Origin of the sequence: Massilia sp. YIM B02443, assembly GCF_030411955.1 — a bacterium.
GTDB lineage: Bacteria > Pseudomonadota > Gammaproteobacteria > Burkholderiales > Burkholderiaceae_D > Telluria.
Genome location: NZ_JASNRA010000015.1, coordinates 20,178 through 38,515, shown reverse-complemented (window position 1 = coordinate 38,515; position 18,338 = coordinate 20,178). Strand labels below are relative to the sequence as shown.

General features: G+C 67.2%; 13 protein-coding genes. 12 read left to right on the top strand and 1 reads right to left on the bottom strand.

What is annotated here, in order from left to right; all coding sequences use genetic code 11:
• The first annotated feature begins 2 nt into the window (after nucleotides 1–2).
• From QPK27_RS16015 to QPK27_RS15970, 10 genes are all read left to right on the top strand, one after another.
• Nucleotides 3–1,127: a LacI family DNA-binding transcriptional regulator gene (locus QPK27_RS16015; RefSeq protein ID WP_290419250.1), complete on the top strand. Its 1,125-nt coding sequence runs from the start codon at nucleotides 3–5 to the stop codon at nucleotides 1,125–1,127.
• Between the two features lie 246 nt (nucleotides 1,128–1,373).
• Nucleotides 1,374–1,526 carry a hypothetical protein gene (locus QPK27_RS16010; RefSeq protein WP_290419249.1) on the top strand — a complete coding sequence of 51 codons (153 nt, stop codon included), beginning with the start codon at nucleotides 1,374–1,376 and terminating at the stop codon, nucleotides 1,524–1,526.
• 74 nt (nucleotides 1,527–1,600) lie between these two features.
• Nucleotides 1,601–2,821, top strand: a complete 1,221-nt coding sequence (locus QPK27_RS16005; RefSeq protein ID WP_290419248.1) for a fumarylacetoacetate hydrolase family protein — start codon at nucleotides 1,601–1,603, stop codon at nucleotides 2,819–2,821.
• Nucleotides 2,822–2,875: 54 nt separating this feature from the next.
• On the top strand, nucleotides 2,876–3,643 hold the full coding sequence (locus QPK27_RS16000) for an SDR family NAD(P)-dependent oxidoreductase (RefSeq protein ID WP_290419350.1): 768 nt from the start codon (nucleotides 2,876–2,878) through the stop codon (nucleotides 3,641–3,643).
• Nucleotides 3,640–4,518, top strand: a complete 879-nt coding sequence (locus QPK27_RS15995; protein WP_290419247.1) for an SMP-30/gluconolactonase/LRE family protein — start codon at nucleotides 3,640–3,642, stop codon at nucleotides 4,516–4,518. The genes QPK27_RS16000 and QPK27_RS15995 overlap by 4 nt, the downstream gene beginning before the upstream one ends.
• A gap of 20 nt (nucleotides 4,519–4,538) precedes the next feature.
• Nucleotides 4,539–6,320, top strand: a complete 1,782-nt coding sequence (locus QPK27_RS15990) for an IlvD/Edd family dehydratase (RefSeq protein WP_290419246.1) — start codon at nucleotides 4,539–4,541, stop codon at nucleotides 6,318–6,320.
• A 113-nt stretch (nucleotides 6,321–6,433) separates the two neighbouring features.
• A complete protein-coding gene (gene xylF, locus QPK27_RS15985; RefSeq protein WP_290419245.1) occupies nucleotides 6,434–7,438 on the top strand; it encodes a D-xylose ABC transporter substrate-binding protein in 1,005 nt (334 codons plus the stop codon).
• Nucleotides 7,439–7,589: 151 nt separating this feature from the next.
• Nucleotides 7,590–9,128, top strand: coding sequence for a D-xylose ABC transporter ATP-binding protein (gene xylG / locus QPK27_RS15980; protein WP_290419244.1), 1,539 nt, complete (start codon nucleotides 7,590–7,592; stop codon nucleotides 9,126–9,128).
• 12 nt (nucleotides 9,129–9,140) lie between these two features.
• Entirely contained in the window at nucleotides 9,141–10,283 is a 1,143-nt protein-coding gene (locus tag QPK27_RS15975; RefSeq protein ID WP_290419243.1) for a sugar ABC transporter permease, read from the top strand.
• Between the two features lie 156 nt (nucleotides 10,284–10,439).
• Entirely contained in the window at nucleotides 10,440–11,945 is a 1,506-nt protein-coding gene (locus QPK27_RS15970; RefSeq protein ID WP_290419242.1) for a tyrosinase family protein, read from the top strand.
• 7 nt (nucleotides 11,946–11,952) lie between these two features.
• Here the strand turns inward: QPK27_RS15970 and QPK27_RS15965 are convergent, their stop codons facing one another.
• The gene (locus QPK27_RS15965; protein ID WP_290419241.1) at nucleotides 11,953–13,536 is read right to left on the bottom strand and encodes an aldehyde dehydrogenase (NADP(+)); all 1,584 of its coding nucleotides are present in this window, start codon (nucleotides 13,534–13,536) and stop codon (nucleotides 11,953–11,955) included.
• A gap of 290 nt (nucleotides 13,537–13,826) precedes the next feature.
• Here QPK27_RS15965 and QPK27_RS15960 point away from each other — a divergent pair, with 290 nt between their 5' ends.
• The gene (locus QPK27_RS15960; protein WP_290419240.1) at nucleotides 13,827–16,037 is read left to right on the top strand and encodes an exo-alpha-sialidase; all 2,211 of its coding nucleotides are present in this window, start codon (nucleotides 13,827–13,829) and stop codon (nucleotides 16,035–16,037) included.
• Entirely contained in the window at nucleotides 16,034–18,322 is a 2,289-nt protein-coding gene (locus QPK27_RS15955) for a glycoside hydrolase family 95 protein (protein ID WP_290419239.1), read from the top strand. Before QPK27_RS15960 ends, QPK27_RS15955 begins: the two co-directional genes overlap by 4 nt.
• Nucleotides 18,323–18,338: the final 16 nt, after the last annotated feature.

Below are 18,338 nucleotides of genomic sequence, written 5' to 3'. Positions count from 1 at the left end.
TCATGAGCAAACCCACGATCGAGTCCATCCGCGAGACGATGGAGAACGGCAAACCCACGATGGTGGACGTTGCCCGGCTCGCGGGCGTGTCCGCGATGACGGTCTCGCGCGTCATGAATGGCAAGGGACTGGTGCGCGAAAGCACGCGGCGCAAGGTGGCGGAGGCCGTCGCCGCGCTGAACTACACCCCGAACCAGGAAGCGCGCAACCTGGCCGGCTCCAAGCCGATCCGGGTCGGCTTCTTGTACAGCAACCCGAGCGCGGCCTACCTGAGCGAGTTCCTGGTCGGCCTGCTGAACCAGTCGGGCCTGAACAACGTGCAGCTGTTCGTCGAAAAGTGTGAGGCCGGCAACCACGAGGCCGAGCACACCCAGCGCCTGATCGAAAACGGCCTGGACGGCGTGATCCTGCCGCCGCCGCTGTGCGACAGCGAGGCCGTGCTCGAGTGCATCGCGAACGCCGGTATCCCGGCGGTGGTGGTGGCCTGCGGCTCGCCGGCCGAGAACGTCGGCGCGGTCAGCATCGACGACTACGAGGCGGCCCATTTCATGACCCGCCACCTGATCACGCTCGGCCACCAGCGCATCGGCTTCGTGGTGGGCCACCCGAACCAGACCGCCAGCAGCCGCCGCCTGGCCGGCTACCGGAAGGCGATCGCGGAGAAGGGCGCCGATGCGTCCGACGAACTGGTGGTGCAGGGCATGTTCACCTACCGCTCGGGCCTGGACGCGGCCGAGCAACTGCTGGCGCTGGAAGAGCGTCCGACCGCGATCTTCGCCAGCAACGACGACATGGCCGCCGCCGCGGTGGCCGTCGCGCACCGTCTGGGGCTGGATGTGCCGGGCGACCTGACCGTGACCGGTTTCGACGATACCGCCCTGGCCACCACCATCTGGCCTGAACTGACCACCGTGCGCCAGCCGATCGCCGGCATGGCGCGCGAAGCGGTGCAGTCGCTGGTGCGCCGCGTGCGCGCCCAGCGCGAAGGCGAGCCGGCCGCGCCCGAGCTGACCCGCATGGACTTCGAGCTGGTGCGGCGCCAGTCCGATGCCGCGCCGCGTATCCGTCCGCCGGCACGGTTGCCGGCTGCGGCCAAACCCAAGGCCAAGGCCACTTACGCCGGCTAAATACGTCTCGAGACAGCGACAGGCCGCCTTTGGGCGGCTTTTTTTTGTCCCTCGGCCCGCATCACAGCACTGCACGCGGCAGGCGTAAAAGCCGGGTCAACGCAGCCTGTTCTCCGCAGCCTGTTTCGCTTGAATAATTCGTTGACAACCCTTCCGCTCGACGTATAGACTGGAATGGTTGCGGTAACATTACTGTTAAAAGAATGTTCTAAGCCGACAGCATATAACGACAACGAAGGAGACAACATGCCTGACCAGGACATCCGTTCCCGGTGCCATGGCCCGACCGATCTGCGCATGCCCGAGGCAGCGCAAGACGGTTCGCGCGGCCGTGCCGATGCGATGGCGCAGCCGCGCGCTACCCGCGTGGCAGCCGACGCCTCTCCCGTTGCCGACTAACGACCGCCGTTCGACCGCAACCCGGCCGCGCACGCCGACACGGCGCGCCGTCCCATAACAATACGAGAGACAACATGACAGCCAATCATATCAATGCGCTGCCCGAGGACGCCGCCCGAGCCCTGCTCGTCGGCCGCGTCTGGCGTCCGGCCCCGGTGGACGGCCCGGCAGTGGTCGCGGTGCGCGCCGGCCGCCTGGTCGACATCACCCGCCACGCGGCCACCGTCGCCGACCTGTTCGAGCGCGACAGCGCCAGCCTGCTGGCCATCGTGCGCGACGCCGACGGCGAAGACCTGGGCGACGCCGCTGCGCTGGCGCAAGCGACGCTGGACGGCCAACCGGGCGAGGGCGGCCTGCGCCTGCTGGCGCCGTGCGACCTGCAGGCGATCAAGGCCTGCGGCGTGACCTTCGCGGTCAGCCTGCTCGAGCGCGTGCTCGAAGAGCAGGCCAAGGGCGACCCGGCGCGCGCGGTCGAACTGCGCGGCGAACTGCAAGCCTCGATCGGCGGCAACCTGGCCGAGATCGTGCCCGGCTCCGACGCCGCCATGCGCCTCAAAGCCGAATTGATCGAGCGCGGCCTGTGGTCGCAGTACATGGAAGTGGGCATCGGACCGGACGCCGAGGTGTTCACCAAGTCGCAGCCGATGTCGTCGGTCGGCCATGGCGTGCCGATCGGCCTGCACCCGACTTCGCACTGGAACAACCCCGAGCCGGAAGTCGTCCTGGCCGTCAACAGCCGCGCCGAAGTGGTCGGCGCCACCCTCGGCAACGACGTCAACCTGCGCGACATCGAGGGCCGCAGCGCGCTGCTGCTCGGCAAAGCCAAGGACAACAACGCCTCGTGCGCCATCGGCCCCTTCATCCGCCTGTTCGACGACGGCTACACCATCGATACGCTGCGCCAGTGCGAGCTGGGCATGCTGATCGAAGGCGTCGACGACGGCTTCGAGCTGTCGGGATCGAGCCGCATGCGCGAGATCAGCCGCGACCCGCTCGACCTGGTGGCCCAGACCTGCGGCCCGCATCACCAGTACCCGGACGGCTTCATGCTCTTTTTGGGCACCATGTTCTCGCCGATCAAGGACCGCGACACGGCCGGCGGCGGCTTCACCCATCACGAGGGCGACCGGGTGGCGATCTCGACCCCGACGCTGGGCACCCTGGTCAACACGGTCGGCCGCAGCGACAAGCTCGCACCGTGGACCTTCGGTGTGCGCGCCCTGTACGCCAACCTGGCGCGACGCGGCCTGCTGGCCGCCACGTCCAATACCAACACCGATAACAACGCCGCCTGACGCGGCACTGCATCCAATACTAGCGAGCACACAATGGCAGAACACGCAGCATCCTTGGTTTACGCGACCTATCCCGACCTGCGCGGCAAGCGCGTCGTCATCACCGGCGGCGGCACCGGCATCGGCAGCGAGCTGGTAACGGCCTTCGCGGGCCAGGGCGCGCGGGTCTGGTTCCTCGACATCGCCGAACATGCTTCGCGCGCACTGGCCGAATCGCTCAGCGGCTCGGCGCACGCGCCAATCTTCAAGCGCTGCGACCTGACCGACCTCGATGCGCTGGCCGCGACCTTCGCCGCCATCGAGCAGGAGGCCGGCGGCATCGACGTCCTGCTGAATAACGCCGCCAACGACGACCGCCACGAGATCGACGACGTCACCCCGGCGTATTACGAGAACCGGATGGCGGTCAATCTGCGCCACCAGTTCTTCTGCGCCCAAGCGGCGGTGCGCATGATGAGGAAGCAAGGTGGCGGCGTGATCCTGAACTTCGGTTCGATTTCCTGGCACCTGGCCTCGAGCCAGCTGTCGCTGTACATGACGGCGAAAGCCGCAATCGAAGGCCTGAGCCGCGGCATGGCGCGCGACCTGGGCGCCGACAATATCCGCGTCAACGCCGTGATCCCGGGCGCGGTGCGCACCCCGCGCCAACAGGCGCTGTGGCATACGCCGGAAGAAGAAGCGCGCATCCTGTCCGGCCAGTGCCTGCGCGAGCGGGTCGAGATGCAGGATGTGGCGGCATTGACGCTGTTCCTGGCGTCGGATAATGCGCGCCGCTGCAGCGGCCGCGAATACTTCGTCGACGCGGGCTGGTACGGCGCATGAGTTCATCCATCGCCACCGCGCCAAGCTGCATGTGGGACGTCAAGGCCACGCTGGGCGAGGGCGCCCTGTGGGACGCGGCCAGGGGCCAGGTCTGGTTCGTCGACATCAAGGGCCGCCGCATCCATCGCTGCGATGAAATCGGCGGCGCGCGGCGCAGCTGGGATGCGCCGAGCCAGGTCGGCTTCGTCGCCCCGCTCGAAGGCGGCGGCATGGTGTGCGGCCTGGAAGACGGGCTCTACCGCTTCGTCGAACAGACCGGCGAGTTTGCACCGCTGGTAAAAGTCGAAGCCGACCTGCCGGGCAACCGCTTCAACGACGGCCACGTCGACGCCAAGGGCCGTCTCTGGTTCGGCTCGATGGACAACGGCGAAACCGCGCCGACCGGCGCCCTGTACCGCTTCGACGGCGCGCTGGTGGCCGGCATGGACAGCGGCTACATCATCACCAACGGCCCGGCCGTGAGCCCGGACGGCCGCACGCTGTACCACACCGACACCCTGGCCAAGCGCATCTACGCCTTCCACCTGACGCCCAATGGCGCGCTGGAAAGCAAGCGTACCTTCATCGAACTCGAAGCTCCCGGCCACCCGGACGGCATGGCGGTCGACGCGGAAGGGCACCTGTGGGTCGCCACCTTCGGCGGCTGGCGCATCGACCGTTTCGACCCGCAAGGCGTCAAGGTCGGCGAAGTGCGCTTCCCGTGCTCGAACATCACCAAGCTGGCCTTCGGCGGCGAAGACCTGCGCACCGTCTACGTGACCACCGCGCGCAAGGGCCTGAGCGAAGACCAGCTGCGCGAGCAGCCGCTGGCCGGCGGCCTGTTCACCTTCCAGAGCAGGACGCCCGGCCTGGCGCAGCACCTGCTGCGCATCTAGACATCACCAAGAGAACCAGCATGAGCAACCCCATCGTCAAGCGCCGCTTCCGCTCGCAGGAGTGGTTCGACAACCCGGACCGGATCGACATGACCGCGCTGTACCTCGAGCGCTTCATGAACTACGGGATCACACCAAGCGAACTGCAGTCCGGCAAACCGATCATCGGCATCGCCCAGAGCGGCAGCGACATCGCGCCGTGCAACCGCATCCACCTGGAGCTGGCCAAGCGCGTGCGCGACGGCATCCGCGACGCCGGCGGCATCCCGATGGAATTCCCGCTGCACCCGATCTTCGAGAACTGCCGCCGCCCGACCGCGGCGCTCGACCGCAACCTGGCGTATCTGGGCCTGGTCGAGATCCTGCACGGCTACCCGATCGACGCGGTGGTGATGACCACCGGCTGCGACAAGACCACCCCGGCCCAGCTGATGGCCGCCGCCACGGTCGACATCCCGGCGATCGTGCTGTCCGGCGGCCCGATGCTGGACGGCTGGTTCGAAGGTGAACTGGTCGGCTCCGGCACCGCGATCTGGCGCGCGCGCCGCAAGCTCGCCGCCGGCACCATCGACGAACAGAAATTCCTCGACATCGCCACCGCCTCGGCGCCGTCGGCCGGCCACTGCAACACGATGGGCACCGCGTCCACCATGAACGCCGTCGCCGAAGCGCTGGGCATGTCGCTCACCGGCTGCTCGGCAATCCCCGCGCCATACCGCGAACGCGGCCAGATGGCGTATGACACCGGCCGGCGCATCGTCGAGATGGCGTTCGAGGACCTGCGCCCCTCGACCATCCTCACGCGCGAGGCCTTCCTGGACGCGATCGTGGTCAACGCCGCGATCGGCGGCTCGAGCAACGCGCAGCCGCACATCGTCGCCATGGCGCGCCACGCCGGCGTCGAGATCACGCCGGACGACTGGATGAAATACGGCTTCAAGGTGCCGCTGCTGCTGAACATGCAGCCGGCCGGCAAATACCTGGGCGAGCGCTTCCACCGCGCCGGCGGCGTGCCGGCCGTGATGTGGGAGCTGGAGCAGGCCGGCCTGCTGCGTTCCCAGCGTCCCACGGTCACCGGGCGCTGGATGAACGAGAACCTGACCGGCCGCGAAAGCACGGATCGCGAGATGATCCGCCCGTTCGCCGAACCGCTCAAGGAATACGGCGGTTTCCTGGTCCTGAAGGGTAACCTGTTCGATTTCGCGATCATGAAGACCAGCGTCATTTCGCAGGCCTTCCGCGAACGCTACCTGTCCACGCCCGGGGCCGAAAACTGCTTCGAGTGCAAAGTCGTCGTGTTCGACGGCTCGGACGATTACCACCACCGCATCAACGACCCGTCGCTGAACATCGACGAGCGCACCATGCTGGTGATCCGCGGTTCGGGCCCGATCGGCTGGCCCGGGTCGGCCGAAGTGGTCAACATGCAGCCGCCCGATCACCTGATCAAGGCCGGCGTGAACGCACTGCCGACGCTGGGCGACGGCCGCCAGTCCGGCACCTCGGACAGCCCGTCGATCCTGAACGCCTCGCCCGAAAGCGCGGCCGGCGGCAACCTGGCGTACCTGCGCACCGGCGACGTGGTGCGGGTCGACCTCAACACCGGCAGCTGCAACGTGCTGCTGGCGGACGGTGAACTGGAAGCGCGCAAGAAGGACGGCCCGCCCGAGATCCCGGCCAGCCAGACGCCGTGGCAGGAGATCTATCGCGCCACCGTCGGCCAGCTGCACACCGGCGCCTGCATGGAACTGGCCTTGCCGTACCGCGGCGTGCGCGACGTCGTGCCACGCCATAACCACTAAACGGATCGACTGTTACTACTGAACAGTAGCGCTGCCACGGTTTTTTGAGCAAAATAGCAATACAGGCTGCATGGCGCGAAGCCGCGCAGCCGACAATAAAGGAGACACGTAGCATGAAAAAGATCATCACCGCCATCGGCCTCGGTTGCGCCATGCTGTTCGGCAGCGGCGCCGCGATTGCCGACGCCAAGAATCCCAAGATCGGCTTTTCGATCGACGACCTGCGCCTGGAGCGCTGGACCCGCGACCGCGACTACTTCACCCAGGCTGCCGAAAAACTCGGCGCCAAGGTCTTCGTGCAGTCCGCCGACGCCAGCGAGCAGCGCCAGATCGCCCAGATCGAGAACCTGATCTCGCGCGGCGTCGACGTGCTGGTGATCGTGCCCTACAACGCCACGGTGCTGAACAACGCGGTGCGCGAAGCGAAGAAGGCCAAGATCAAGGTGGTCTCGTACGACCGCCTGATCCTGAACGCCGACGTCGACGCCTACATCTCGTTCGACAACAAGGCCGTGGGCGAGCTGCAGGCGCAGTCGATCGTCGCCCTCAAACCGAAGGGCAACTACTACCTGCTGGGCGGCGCGCCGACCGACAACAACGCCAAGATGCTGCGCGAAGGCCAGCTCAAGGTGCTCAAGCCCCTGGTCGACAAGGGCGACATCAAGGTGGTCGGCCAGCAGTGGGTGAAGGACTGGAGCGCGTCGGAAGCGATGTCGATCGTCGAGAACGCGCTGACCGCCAACGGCAACAGGATCGACGCCGTGGTCGCGTCGAACGACGCCACCGCCGGCGGCGCGATCCAGGCGCTGGCTTCGCAGAAGCTGGCCGGCAAGGTGCCGGTCTCGGGCCAGGATGCGGATCTTGCCGCCGTGCGCCGCGTGATCGCCGGCACCCAGGCCATGACGGTCTACAAGCCGCTCAAGCAGATCGCCACCAGCGCCGCGCAACTGTCGGTGCAGCTGGTCCGCAACGAGAAGCCGGCCTTCAACGCGCAGCTGAACAACGGCTTCAAGCAAGTCAACACCATGCTGCTCAAACCGATCCTGCTGAACAAGCAGAACGTCGACATGCTGGTCAAGGACGGGTTCTACACCCAGTCCCAGCTGGCTGGCAAGTAAGCTCCTGTTGAGGCCTGCGCGAGCAGGCCGCGGACAATACATGCGACCGGGTACCGGAGGCGTCGAACGCCTCCGGCGGCCAGTGCCATGTCCGCAGTTTCCAACGCAGTTTTTCAACACGCAGTTTTCAACACGTGTAGCGAGTACCTGAATGTCCGGCTATCTGCTTGAAATGAAAGGAATCGCCAAGCGATTCAACGGGGTGCCCGCGCTGGACGGCATCGACCTGGCGATCCGCCCGGGTGAGTGCATCGGCCTGTGCGGCGAGAACGGCGCCGGCAAGTCGACCCTGATGAAAGTGCTGTCGGCGGTCTACCCGCACGGCAGCTGGGATGGCGAGATCGTGTTCGACGGCCGGCTGCTCCGCGCACGCTCGGTGCGCGAGACCGAGGACGCCGGCATCATCATCATCCACCAGGAACTGATGCTGGTGCCCGAGCTGACCGTGGCCGAGAACATCTTCCTCGGGAACGAGATCACGCTGCCCGGAGGGCGCCTCGACTACCACGCCATGAACCGGCGCGCCGAAGAGATCCTGCGCGAACTGAAGCTGCCGGACGTGAACGTGGTGCTGCCGGTCAAGAATTACGGCGGCGGCCACCAGCAGCTGATCGAGATCGGCAAGGCGCTGAACAAGAATGCGCGCCTGCTGATCCTGGACGAGCCGTCGGCCTCGCTCACGGCGTCCGAGATCGCCGTGCTGCTCGAGATCATCCGCGACCTGAAAGCCAGGGGCGTGGCCTGCGTCTACATCTCGCACAAGCTGGAAGAAGTCGCCGCCATCTGCGACACCATCGTCGTGATCCGCGACGGCAAGCACATCGCCACCACGCCGATGCCCGAGATGAGCGTCGACCGCATCATCGCCCAGATGTGCGGGCGCGAACTCAATCAGCTGTATCCGTCGCTGCCGCACGAAGTAGGCGAGGTGGTGATGGAAGCGCGCCACATCACCTGCTACGACCCGGACCAGCCGCAGCGCAAGAAAGTCGACGACGTCTCGTTCCAGCTGCGGCGCGGCGAGATCCTCGGCGTCGCCGGCATCGTCGGCGCCGGCCGCACCGAGCTGGTGACGGCGATCTTCGGCTCCTACCCCGGCAGGCACACGGGCGAAGTCTGGCTCGACGGCCGGCGGGTCGACAACGGCGAACCGCTGAAGGCGATCCGCAACGGCTTCGCGCTGGTGCCGGAAGACCGCAAGCACCACGGCATCGTGCGCGACCTGTCGGTGGGCGAGAACATCACGCTGTCGGTGCTGGGCCGCTATGCGCACCTGACCCGCATCGACGACGGCGAAGAGGGACGCGACGTCCAGGAGCAGATCCGCCGCCTGGCGCTGAAGACCGCCACGCCGGCACTGCCGATCACCGCGCTCTCGGGCGGCAACCAGCAAAAAGCCGTGCTGGCCAAGATGCTGCTCACCCAACCGAAAGTCCTGATCCTGGACGAACCGACCCGCGGCGTCGACGTCGGCGCCAAGTTCGAGATCTATAAATTGATGCTGGAACTGGCGGCGCAGGGCATCGCCATCATCATGGTCTCATCCGAACTCTCGGAAGTGCTGGGCGTATCGGACCGCGTGCTGGTGATGGGCGAGGGCAGGCTGCGCGGCGAATTCCAGAACCAGGGACTGACCCAGGAGACCGTGCTGGCAGCGGCGCTCGGACAACACCGCACCAACGCAGGCTAACCAAGAACGACAATGAATACGACTACTCTCAAACGCCTCTTCACCGATTACAAGATCCTGGCGCTGCTGATCGCCGTGGCCCTGATCTGGCTGTTCTTTAACATCAAGACCGACGGCGGCTTCACCTCGGCGCGCAACCTCTCGAACCTGATGCGCCAGATGTCGATCACCGGCATCCTGGCCTGCGGCATGGTGTTCGTCATCATCTCGGGCGAGATCGACCTGTCGATCGGATCGCTGCTTGGCCTGCTGGGCGGGCTGGCGGCGGTGCTCGACGTCACCCACGGCATGCCGCTGCCCTTGTCGATCCTGGTGGTGCTGGGCGCCGGCCTGATGCTCGGCTTTATCAACGGCTTCCTGACGGCGTACGCGGGCATCCCCTCGTTCATCGTCGGCCTCGGGGGCATGCTGGCCTACCGCGGCGTGGTGCTGGGCTTGACGGATGGCGCCACCATCGCCCCGGTGTCGCCGCAGATGGAGCAGCTGGGCCAGGCCTACCTGCCACCAAGCTTCGGCGCGGCGCTGGGCATCGCGCTGTTCGTGCTGGCCGGCGTGCTGGCCTGGCGCCAGCGCGTAAGCCAGGCGCGCCACAACCTGCCGGTGCTGCCGGTGTGGCGCTCGCTGTTGCGCGTCGCCGTGGCCGGCATCGTGCTGTATGGCTTGATCACCACCTTCAACAGCTACGAAGGCATTCCGCTGCCGGTGCTGGTGTTGCTGGTGCTGCTGGGCGTGTTCAGCTACATCGCGCGCCAGACCGTGTTCGGCCGCCGCATCTACGCGGTGGGCAGCAATATGGAAGCGACCCGCCTTTCCGGCATCAACGTCAAGGCGGTCAAGTTGTGGATCTTCGGCCTGATGGGCTTGATGTGCGCATTGGCGGGCCTGATCAACACCGCGCGCCTGGCGGCCGGTTCGCCGTCGGCCGGCGTATCGGCCGAACTGGACGTGATCGCGGCCTGCTTCATCGGCGGCACCTCGATGCGCGGCGGCGCCGGCACCGTGCACGGCGCGCTGGTCGGGGCGCTGGTGATGGCGAGCCTGGACAACGGCATGTCGATGCTCGACGTCGACGCCTACTGGCAGATGATCGTCAAGGGCCTGATCCTGACGCTGGCGGTGTGGCTCGACGTGGCGACGCGCAGCAGCACACGCTGATTGCCAATCCGTCAGCTTCACACAACGCCAGCTGAGGGCGGTCTCTGCATTAGTTTGATCTTTAGCAAACCCGGTACTCATCCTTGCGCGCGATGCGCAAGGGCTTCTTAAAATCGAAAGAACGCCTGCGGGGGCGGTGTTCTTTCAGAGGACAAGATGACGACCAAGAACGAGTACCGGCGCTTGCTGCTCAAGTCCGCCATGGGCGCAGCCGCTGCCGCTTGCTTGCCCAACCTGGCGCAGGCGGCGGGCCTCCCGGTGCGCCTCGAATGGCAGCAGTTCAAGCTGACGCCCCAGTACGGGCCGTTCCTGAGCGCGATCGCGGCGATGCGCGCCAACACCAACGCCAATGACCGCTCGTCGCTGCAGTTCTGGGCCGACGTGCACCTGCATCAGTGTCCGCACGGCGCGCCGTATTTCATCTCCTGGCACCGCGGCTACCTGTTCTATTTCGAGCAGCAGCTGCGCCTGATCTCGGGCGACCCCAAGCTGAACGTGCCGTACTGGGATTATTATTCCTACGCCACGCTGCCGGCCGAATTCACCAATCCGGCGTCCTCCAATCCCCTGTACGTACCGCGCATGAGCGCCAACGTGCACAGCGCGCTCGACCTGGCGCCGTTCGCTCCCGGCGTCTTCAATTTCCAGCACGGCACGGTCAATGCCTTCGAGCCCAAGCTCGAGGACGTCCACAATCCGATCCACGACCTGATTGGCGGCGTGATGAGCACCATGCTGTCGCCGCTGGACCCGATCTTCTATCTGCACCACGGCAACATCGACCGCCTGACGCATGCCTGGGCGTATCCCGATGGCAAAGGGATTCCATTTTCCGCCTGGCCGTATTCGCCCACCAACAGCGATCCCTACTGGGCGGGCGACAATGTCTATTCCGCCGATCTGAGCATGCCGCGCTACCAGACGCTCGACCCGAACTGGATGGGCGTCGACTATGCCAATGTCGCGGTGCCGACCAGCCTGCCGCCGGCGCCTTCCGCCAGGCGGATCGCGCCCTTGCAGCGTCCGCCGTTCAAGGCGTTCCCGCCGGCGCCCAAACGCCACATCAGCGCAAGCCGGCGCTCGCTGGGCGGCGTGCTGCAGCCGCTGTTCGACGAGCAATCGGTGTCGATCCGGCTACAGCTGGAAAAGAAAGATGCGGCCCAGGTGGCGCGTGTCGTTGCGGCGCGCGCCGCCGAAGAATCCGGGAAGGAAACGGGCAAAGACAGCCGGGGCGCGATCAAGGTAGTGATCGACAGGGCGGTGCTCAAGAGCGCCGCCGCCGCACGAGGGGGATTCTTCTATGCGTTGTACGTGAACATGCCCGACACAGTCGATGCCCAGGCCGCGCGCGAGCGCTGGTTCGTCGGCACGGTGGGCGCGTTCCAGATCGCCGCGGCGTCGCACCACGGCGCGGCCAAGGTCGAGTTCGACATCACCGGCCTGCTGGCGCGCCAGGGGACCACGGATTTCTCCGAGCTGACCCTGTCCTGGCTGCGGGTCGACGGCGACAGGCCGCCGGCCGGCCAGACGATCGGGGTCGACGAGTTACGCATCGACCTTGCGGCCGATGCGCAACCCGTGCAGCCGCTGCAGCTGTCGAAGCCGCAGGGCTGGTATGGGCAGCGCGGCGCCGGGCCGGCATTGTCAAGCGCCGGCCGGTGATGCTGGCTTACTTCGACGCGAGCTTCAGTTCGCCGTCTATCAGGCGCACGATGCCGAGCGGGTTGTCGTCCTTGAGCGCCTCCGGCAGCAGGCCGGCCGGCACGTCCTGGTAGCACACCGGACGCAGGAAGCGTTCGATCGCGGTAGCGCCGACCGAGGTGCTGCGCGGGTCGGAGGTGGCCGGGAACGGGCCGCCGTGCACCATTGCGTACGACACTTCGACGCCGGTCGGGAAGCCGTTGAACAGGATGCGGCCGACCTTGCGTTCGAGCAGCGGCAGCAGGGCCCCGGCCAGCGCGTGGTCGCTCTCGACCGCGTGCACGGTGGCGGTCAGCTGGCCTTCCAGGTGACGGGTCACGGCCAGGATCTCGTCCTGGTCGCGGCAGGCGATCATCAAGGACACCGGCCCGAAGATCTCTTCTTCCAGCGCCGGATTGGCCAGGAAGGTGGCCGCGTCGCACCGGTACAGCGCCGCCTGCGCCGCGCAACCCGCACCTTCGGCGCTGCCGCGCGCCACCAGCGTCAAGCCCTCGATGCCGGCGCGCTTGCCGATGGCGCCGGTGTAGGCCTGGTGGATGCCGGCGGTGAGCATGGTGCCGGCGGTTTTCAGGCCGAGCGCCGTGGCGGCGGCGTCGCGGAAGGCGTCGAATTCCGCGCCGGCCAGGCCGATCATGAGGCCCGGGTTAGTGCAGAACTGGCCCACGCCCAGCGTCAGCGAATCGACGAAGGCGCCGGCCAGCTTGCTGCCGCCTTGCGCCAGCGCGCCCGGCAGCAGGTAGACCGGATTGATGCTGCTCATCTCGGCGAACACGGGGATCGGCTGCTTGCGGCGGTTCGCGATCTGGGTCAGCGCGATGCCGCCGGCGCGCGAGCCGGTAAAGCCGACCGCCTGGATCGCCGGGTGGCTGACCAGGTCGCCGCCAATCTGATTGCCTTCGCCGATGATCAGCGAGAACACGCCTTCCGGCATGCCGCAATCGAGCGCTGCCTTCAGGATCGCCTTGCCCACCAGTTCCGAAGTGCCGAGGTGGGCGTTATGGGCCTTGACCACCACCGGGCAGCCGGCCGCCAGCGCCGAGGCGGTATCGCCGCCCGCCACCGAGAACGCCAGCGGGAAGTTGCTGGCGCCGAACACGGCAACCGGGCCAACCGGGATCTTGCGCATGCGCAGGTCCGGACGCGGAGGAGTGCGCTCGGGCAGGGCCGAATCCAGCGTCGCTTCCAGGAAGTGACCGTCCCGCACCACCTTGGCGAACAGGCGCAGCTGGTTCACGGTGCGGCCGCGTTCGCCTTCCAGGCGCGCAACCGGCAGGCCGCTTTCCTGGGCCGCGCGTTCGATCAGCGCCGGACCCAGGTCGAGGATGCGCTGGGCGATCGTCTCCAGGAAGGTCGCGCGCTGCTCCAGCGGCAGGGCGCGGTACGGCTCGACGGCGGCATCGGCCAGCTGGCAGGCATGCGCCAGGTCTTCCGGCGTGGCGGTGCCGAAGGCCGGCTCCAGGTCAAGCTTGCGTGCCGGATCGAAGGCGTGGATGGCCTTGCCGCTGCCGCGCACGATGCGCTGGCCGATGATCATTTCGCCGCTGATGTTCATTGGATCTCCTTGCTTGTTGTGTTTGGTATGGCTGCTGGCTGAACGCTTACTTGTCCGCCAGCCGAGACCATGGATGTTATACGCAATCATGAAAAAACGCACGCGCAGCGGCAGGGTAAATACTCTGGCGCGCGGCCGTCCTTGCTGGACGTGAAATGTGGCCTCTAACTTTTTCTGTTAGCGCGAACATTTTGCTTGCCAGTCACGTCTGTATTGTTTAGCATGGTTTGCAGTAAGCCACTATTTTCCAAACAGGTGGCACATAACAAGCACAAAAAAGCAGGAGACACATGCGTACCACGATCACCCGCCTGGCGGGCGTGGGCGCGGTTACGGCCGTCCTGGCCCTGACCGTCGCCGGCGTCGCCGCCACGGCCACCCCGGCCACCGCCCGGCAGGCGCCGGGGCCGGCTTCCGCGGCAGCGCGCGTCCCGTACGTCTGGGACAGCGTCGCCATCGGCGGCGGCGGCTTCGTCACCGCAGTGATCCCCAGCCGCAGCGAACCGAACGTGGCCTACGCGCGCACCGACGTTGGCGGCGCCTATCGCTGGGACGGCACGGCGCGGCGCTGGACGCCGCTGCTGGACTGGGTCGCGGAAGACCAGACGGGCTTGCTCGGCATCGACGCGCTGGCGATCGATCCGCACAACGCCGCCAATGTCTGGCTGCTGGCCGGCATCGCTTACCTCAACGGCGGCCGCACCGCAATCCTGCGCTCGAGCGACTACGGCAAGAGCTTTAGCGTGGTCGATGTCACCGCCCAATTCAAAACCCATGGCAACGGCTTCGGACGCCAGAACGGTGAGCGCCTCTCCGTCGATCCGGGTTCCAACAAGCTGCTGTATCTCGGCTCGCGCCGCGACGGCCTGTTCACCAGTGACAACAGCGGTCAGACCTGGCGGCGCAACACGGCGCTGCCGGTGACCACCACGCCCAACGACGTCGGCCTGAACATCGTGCTGCCGGATCCATCCAGCGTCGAGCAGGGGCGGGCGCGCCGCCTGTTCGTCGGCGTCTCGCGCTTCGGCAGCGTCGGCCCGAACTTGTACCGCAGCGACGATGCCGGCGCCAGCTTCGCTCCGGTGCCGAACGCACCGGTGGACCTGATGCCGCAGCGCGCCTCCTTCGATGGCGCCGGTAACCTGTACGTGACCTATGCCGGCGGCGCCGGTCCGCATCCGAACAAGAGCGGCAGCGAGCCGGTCGAGCGCGGCCAGGTGTGGAAGTACCACGTGGCCAGCGGCGCCTGGAGCGACGTTACGCCGAAAGGCTGGACCCGGCCATTTGCCGGCGTTAGCGTCGACCCGCGCAATCCGCAGCGGATCGTGGTCTCCACCATCAACACCTTCATCCCGCAGGGCGACGCCAAGGGCGATCGCATCTTCCTGTCCAACGACGCCGGCGCGACCTGGACCGACGTGATCGCGCGCGGCTACCGGCGTGACGCCGCCGGCGTGCCCTGGCTGAAAGGACATGCGATCCACTGGGCAGGCTCGGTCGAATTCGATCCGAGCGACCCGCGCGCGGTCTGGGTCACCTCGGGCAACGGCGTATTCCGCACGGCGGACATCGACGCTACGCCGGCCACCTGGACCTTTACCGTGGCCGGACTCGAAGAAACCGTGCCGCTGGGTTTTGTGAGCTTGGCTGGGCAGCCGCCGGTGTCGGCAATCGGCGACTACGATGGTTTCATCCACGACGATCCGGCGCGCCATGGGCGCATCCATCAGCCTGAAATCGGCACCACCACCGGACTCGATGCGGCGGCGCTGCGCCCCCAGACCATGGTGCGCGTTGGCGACACCATGTTGCTGACGACGGACGGCGGCAAGAGCTGGACCAGGACGCCTTCACTGCAGGGCAAGCGCGGACGCGTCGCCATGTCGGCGGACGGCGCCACGCTGGTGCATACGCCGCAAGGCTCCTCCACGCTGTACCGCTCGGCGGACGGCGGCAAGAGCTGGCTTGAGGTGAAGGGATTGGCGGGGCGCGACCTGCGCGCGGTGGCCGATCCGGTCAAGCCGAACGTGTTCTATGCCTACGACGACAAGGCGTTGATGGTCAGCCTTGATGCCGGCGCGAGCTTCACTGCGCGCGCCAGCCTGCCGGCCGGCGGTTCGCGCCTGATCCGTCCGGCGCCTGGCCGCGAAGGCGACCTGTGGGCGCCGCTCAAGAACGGCGGCCTGCAACGCTCGACGAACGGCGGCGCCAGTTTCACGCCGGTGGCCGGCATCGGCTACTGCGGCGCGGTCGGTTTCGGCAAGGCGGCGCCGGGCAAGGATTACCCGACCGTGTACATCTGGGGCAGCGTGGACGGCGTGCGCGGCATCTACCGCTCGCTCGACGGGGGCGCGACCTGGGCCCGCATCAACGACGACGCCCACCAGTACGGCGGCCCGGGCGACGGTCACTTCATCGTCGGCGACATGAACCGCTTCGGCTTCGTCTACATGAGCACCGCCGGCCGCGGCATCGTCTATGGAAGGCCCGTCACCCAATGAACGTGAAATCGATCCACCGCATCGTGCTCCTTGCCGGTCTGCTGGCAGCCGGCGTCGCCTGCGCCGCACCCGAGCTGGTGCTGCGCTACGACCGTCCGGCTCAGGACAACGACCAGGGCTGGGAAAAGGAGGCGCTCCCGATCGGCAACGGCCGCATCGGCGCCATGGTGTTCGGCCAGCCCGGCCGCGAGCACCTGCAGTTCAACGACATCACGCTCTGGACCGGCGACGACAAGACCATGGGCGCGTTCCAGCCCTTCGGTGACTTGGCTGTAGAACTGCCGGGCCACGAACGCGGCGCAACGGACTACCGCCGCACACTCGACCTGGCGCGCGGCGTGCACACGGTGACCTATGTGCACAAAGGCGTGACCTACAAACGCGAAGCCTGGGCCAGCTACCCGGCGCAGGTGATCGTGCTGCGCCTCTCCGCCAGCCGTCCCGGCCAGTACAGCGGCAGCGTGGCGTTGACCGACCGCCACGGCGCACACCTGGCCGTGGCCAACAACCGCATCCACGCCGCCGGCACGCTGGCGGGGTTCGTGCTGCCGGACCAGGCGCCAAGCAGCAATGTGATGACCTACGCCAGCCAGGTGCAGGTGCTGAACGAAGGCGGCAAGGTGGTTGCCGACGGCAAGCGCATCAAGGTCGAAGGCGCCGACAGCATTACCCTGGTGCTGGGCGCCGGCACCAGCTTCGTGATGGACGCGGCGCGCCGCTTCAACGGCGAGCATCCGCTGGCGCGCGTGACCGAACAGGTGAACAGGGCGGCCGCACGTCCACTTGCCGAGCTGCGCACCGAGCACGAAAAGGATTTCGCCAGCCTGGTCGGCCGCGTCGACCTGGACCTGGGCGCCACCCCGGCCGCACGGCGCGCGCTGCCGACCGATGCGCGCTTGCTGGCATATACGAAGCAAGGCGGCGACCCCGAACTCGAAGCGCAGTACTTCCAGTACGGCCGCTACCTGCTGGTCTCCAGCTCGCGCGGTTCGCTGCCGGCCAATCTGCAGGGCCTGTGGAACAACAGCTATTCGCCGCCGTGGAATTCGGACTACCACACCAACATCAACATCCAGATGAATTACTGGCCGGCCGAGGTCACGAACCTGAGCGAGCTGGCCGTGCCATTCTTCGATTTCGTGAACGGCGTGGCGCCGGTATGGCGGCGCGACACGGCCCTCGAGTTCAAGCGCAAGGATGGCAAGCCGGTGCGCGGCTGGACCCTGCGCACCGAGTCGAACCCGTTCGGCGCCATGGGCTACCTGTGGAACAAGACCGGCAACGCCTGGTACGCCCAGCACTTCTGGGAACACTACGCCTTCACGCGCGACGAGCGATTCCTGCGCGAGGTGGCGTATCCGATGATGAAGGAGACCAGCGCCTTCTGGCAGGACTATCTGAAGGAGCTGCCGGACGGACGCCTGGTGGCGCCACAGGGCTGGTCGCCCGAGCACGGCCCGGTCGAGGACGGCGTCGCCTATGACCAGCAGATCGTGTGGGACCTGTTCAACAACACGGTGGAAGCGGCCGGCATCCTGAAGGTCGATCCCGAGCTGCGCGCCACCCTGACGCGCATGCGCGACCGCCTGGCCGGTCCGCGCATCGGCAGCTGGGGCCAGCTGCTCGAATGGCTCGAAGAGAAAAAGGATCCGGTGCTGGACACGCCGCAGGACACGCACCGCCACGTGTCGCACCTGTTCGCGCTGTTCCCGGGCCGCCAGATCGGCCCAGTGCAGACGCCTGAACTGGCGCGCGCCGCACGGCGCACGCTGGAAGCGCGCGGCGACGCCGGCACCGGCTGGTCGATGGCGTGGAAGATGGCGTTCTGGGCGCGCCTGCACGACGGCGAGCGCGCCTACCGCATGCTGCGCGGCGTGCTGGCCGCGCCGGGCGCGCGCGCGTCCGAGCAGGCCGGCATCTTCTCGGAGCATAACAACGCCGGCGGCACCTACCCGAACATGCTCGACGCCCATCCGCCGTTCCAGATCGACGGCAACTTCGGCGCCACCGCCGCGATCGCCGAGATGCTGCTGCAGTCGCAGGCGGGCGAGATCCACCTGCTGCCGGCGCTGCCGAAGTCCTGGCCGACTGGTTCGGTAAAGGGGCTGCGCGCCCGCGGCGGCTACGTGGTCGATATCGCCTGGCGTGACGGGCAGCTGGTAGACGCCAGCGTGCGCGGCTTGTCTGGCGCCGGTCGCGTCAAGGTGCGCTACGGCGCCAAGGTGATCGACGTCGCTATCCAGCAGGGCCAGAACCGCAGCATCGGCGCCGCGCAGTTCCAATAAAAGACAACACCAAGGA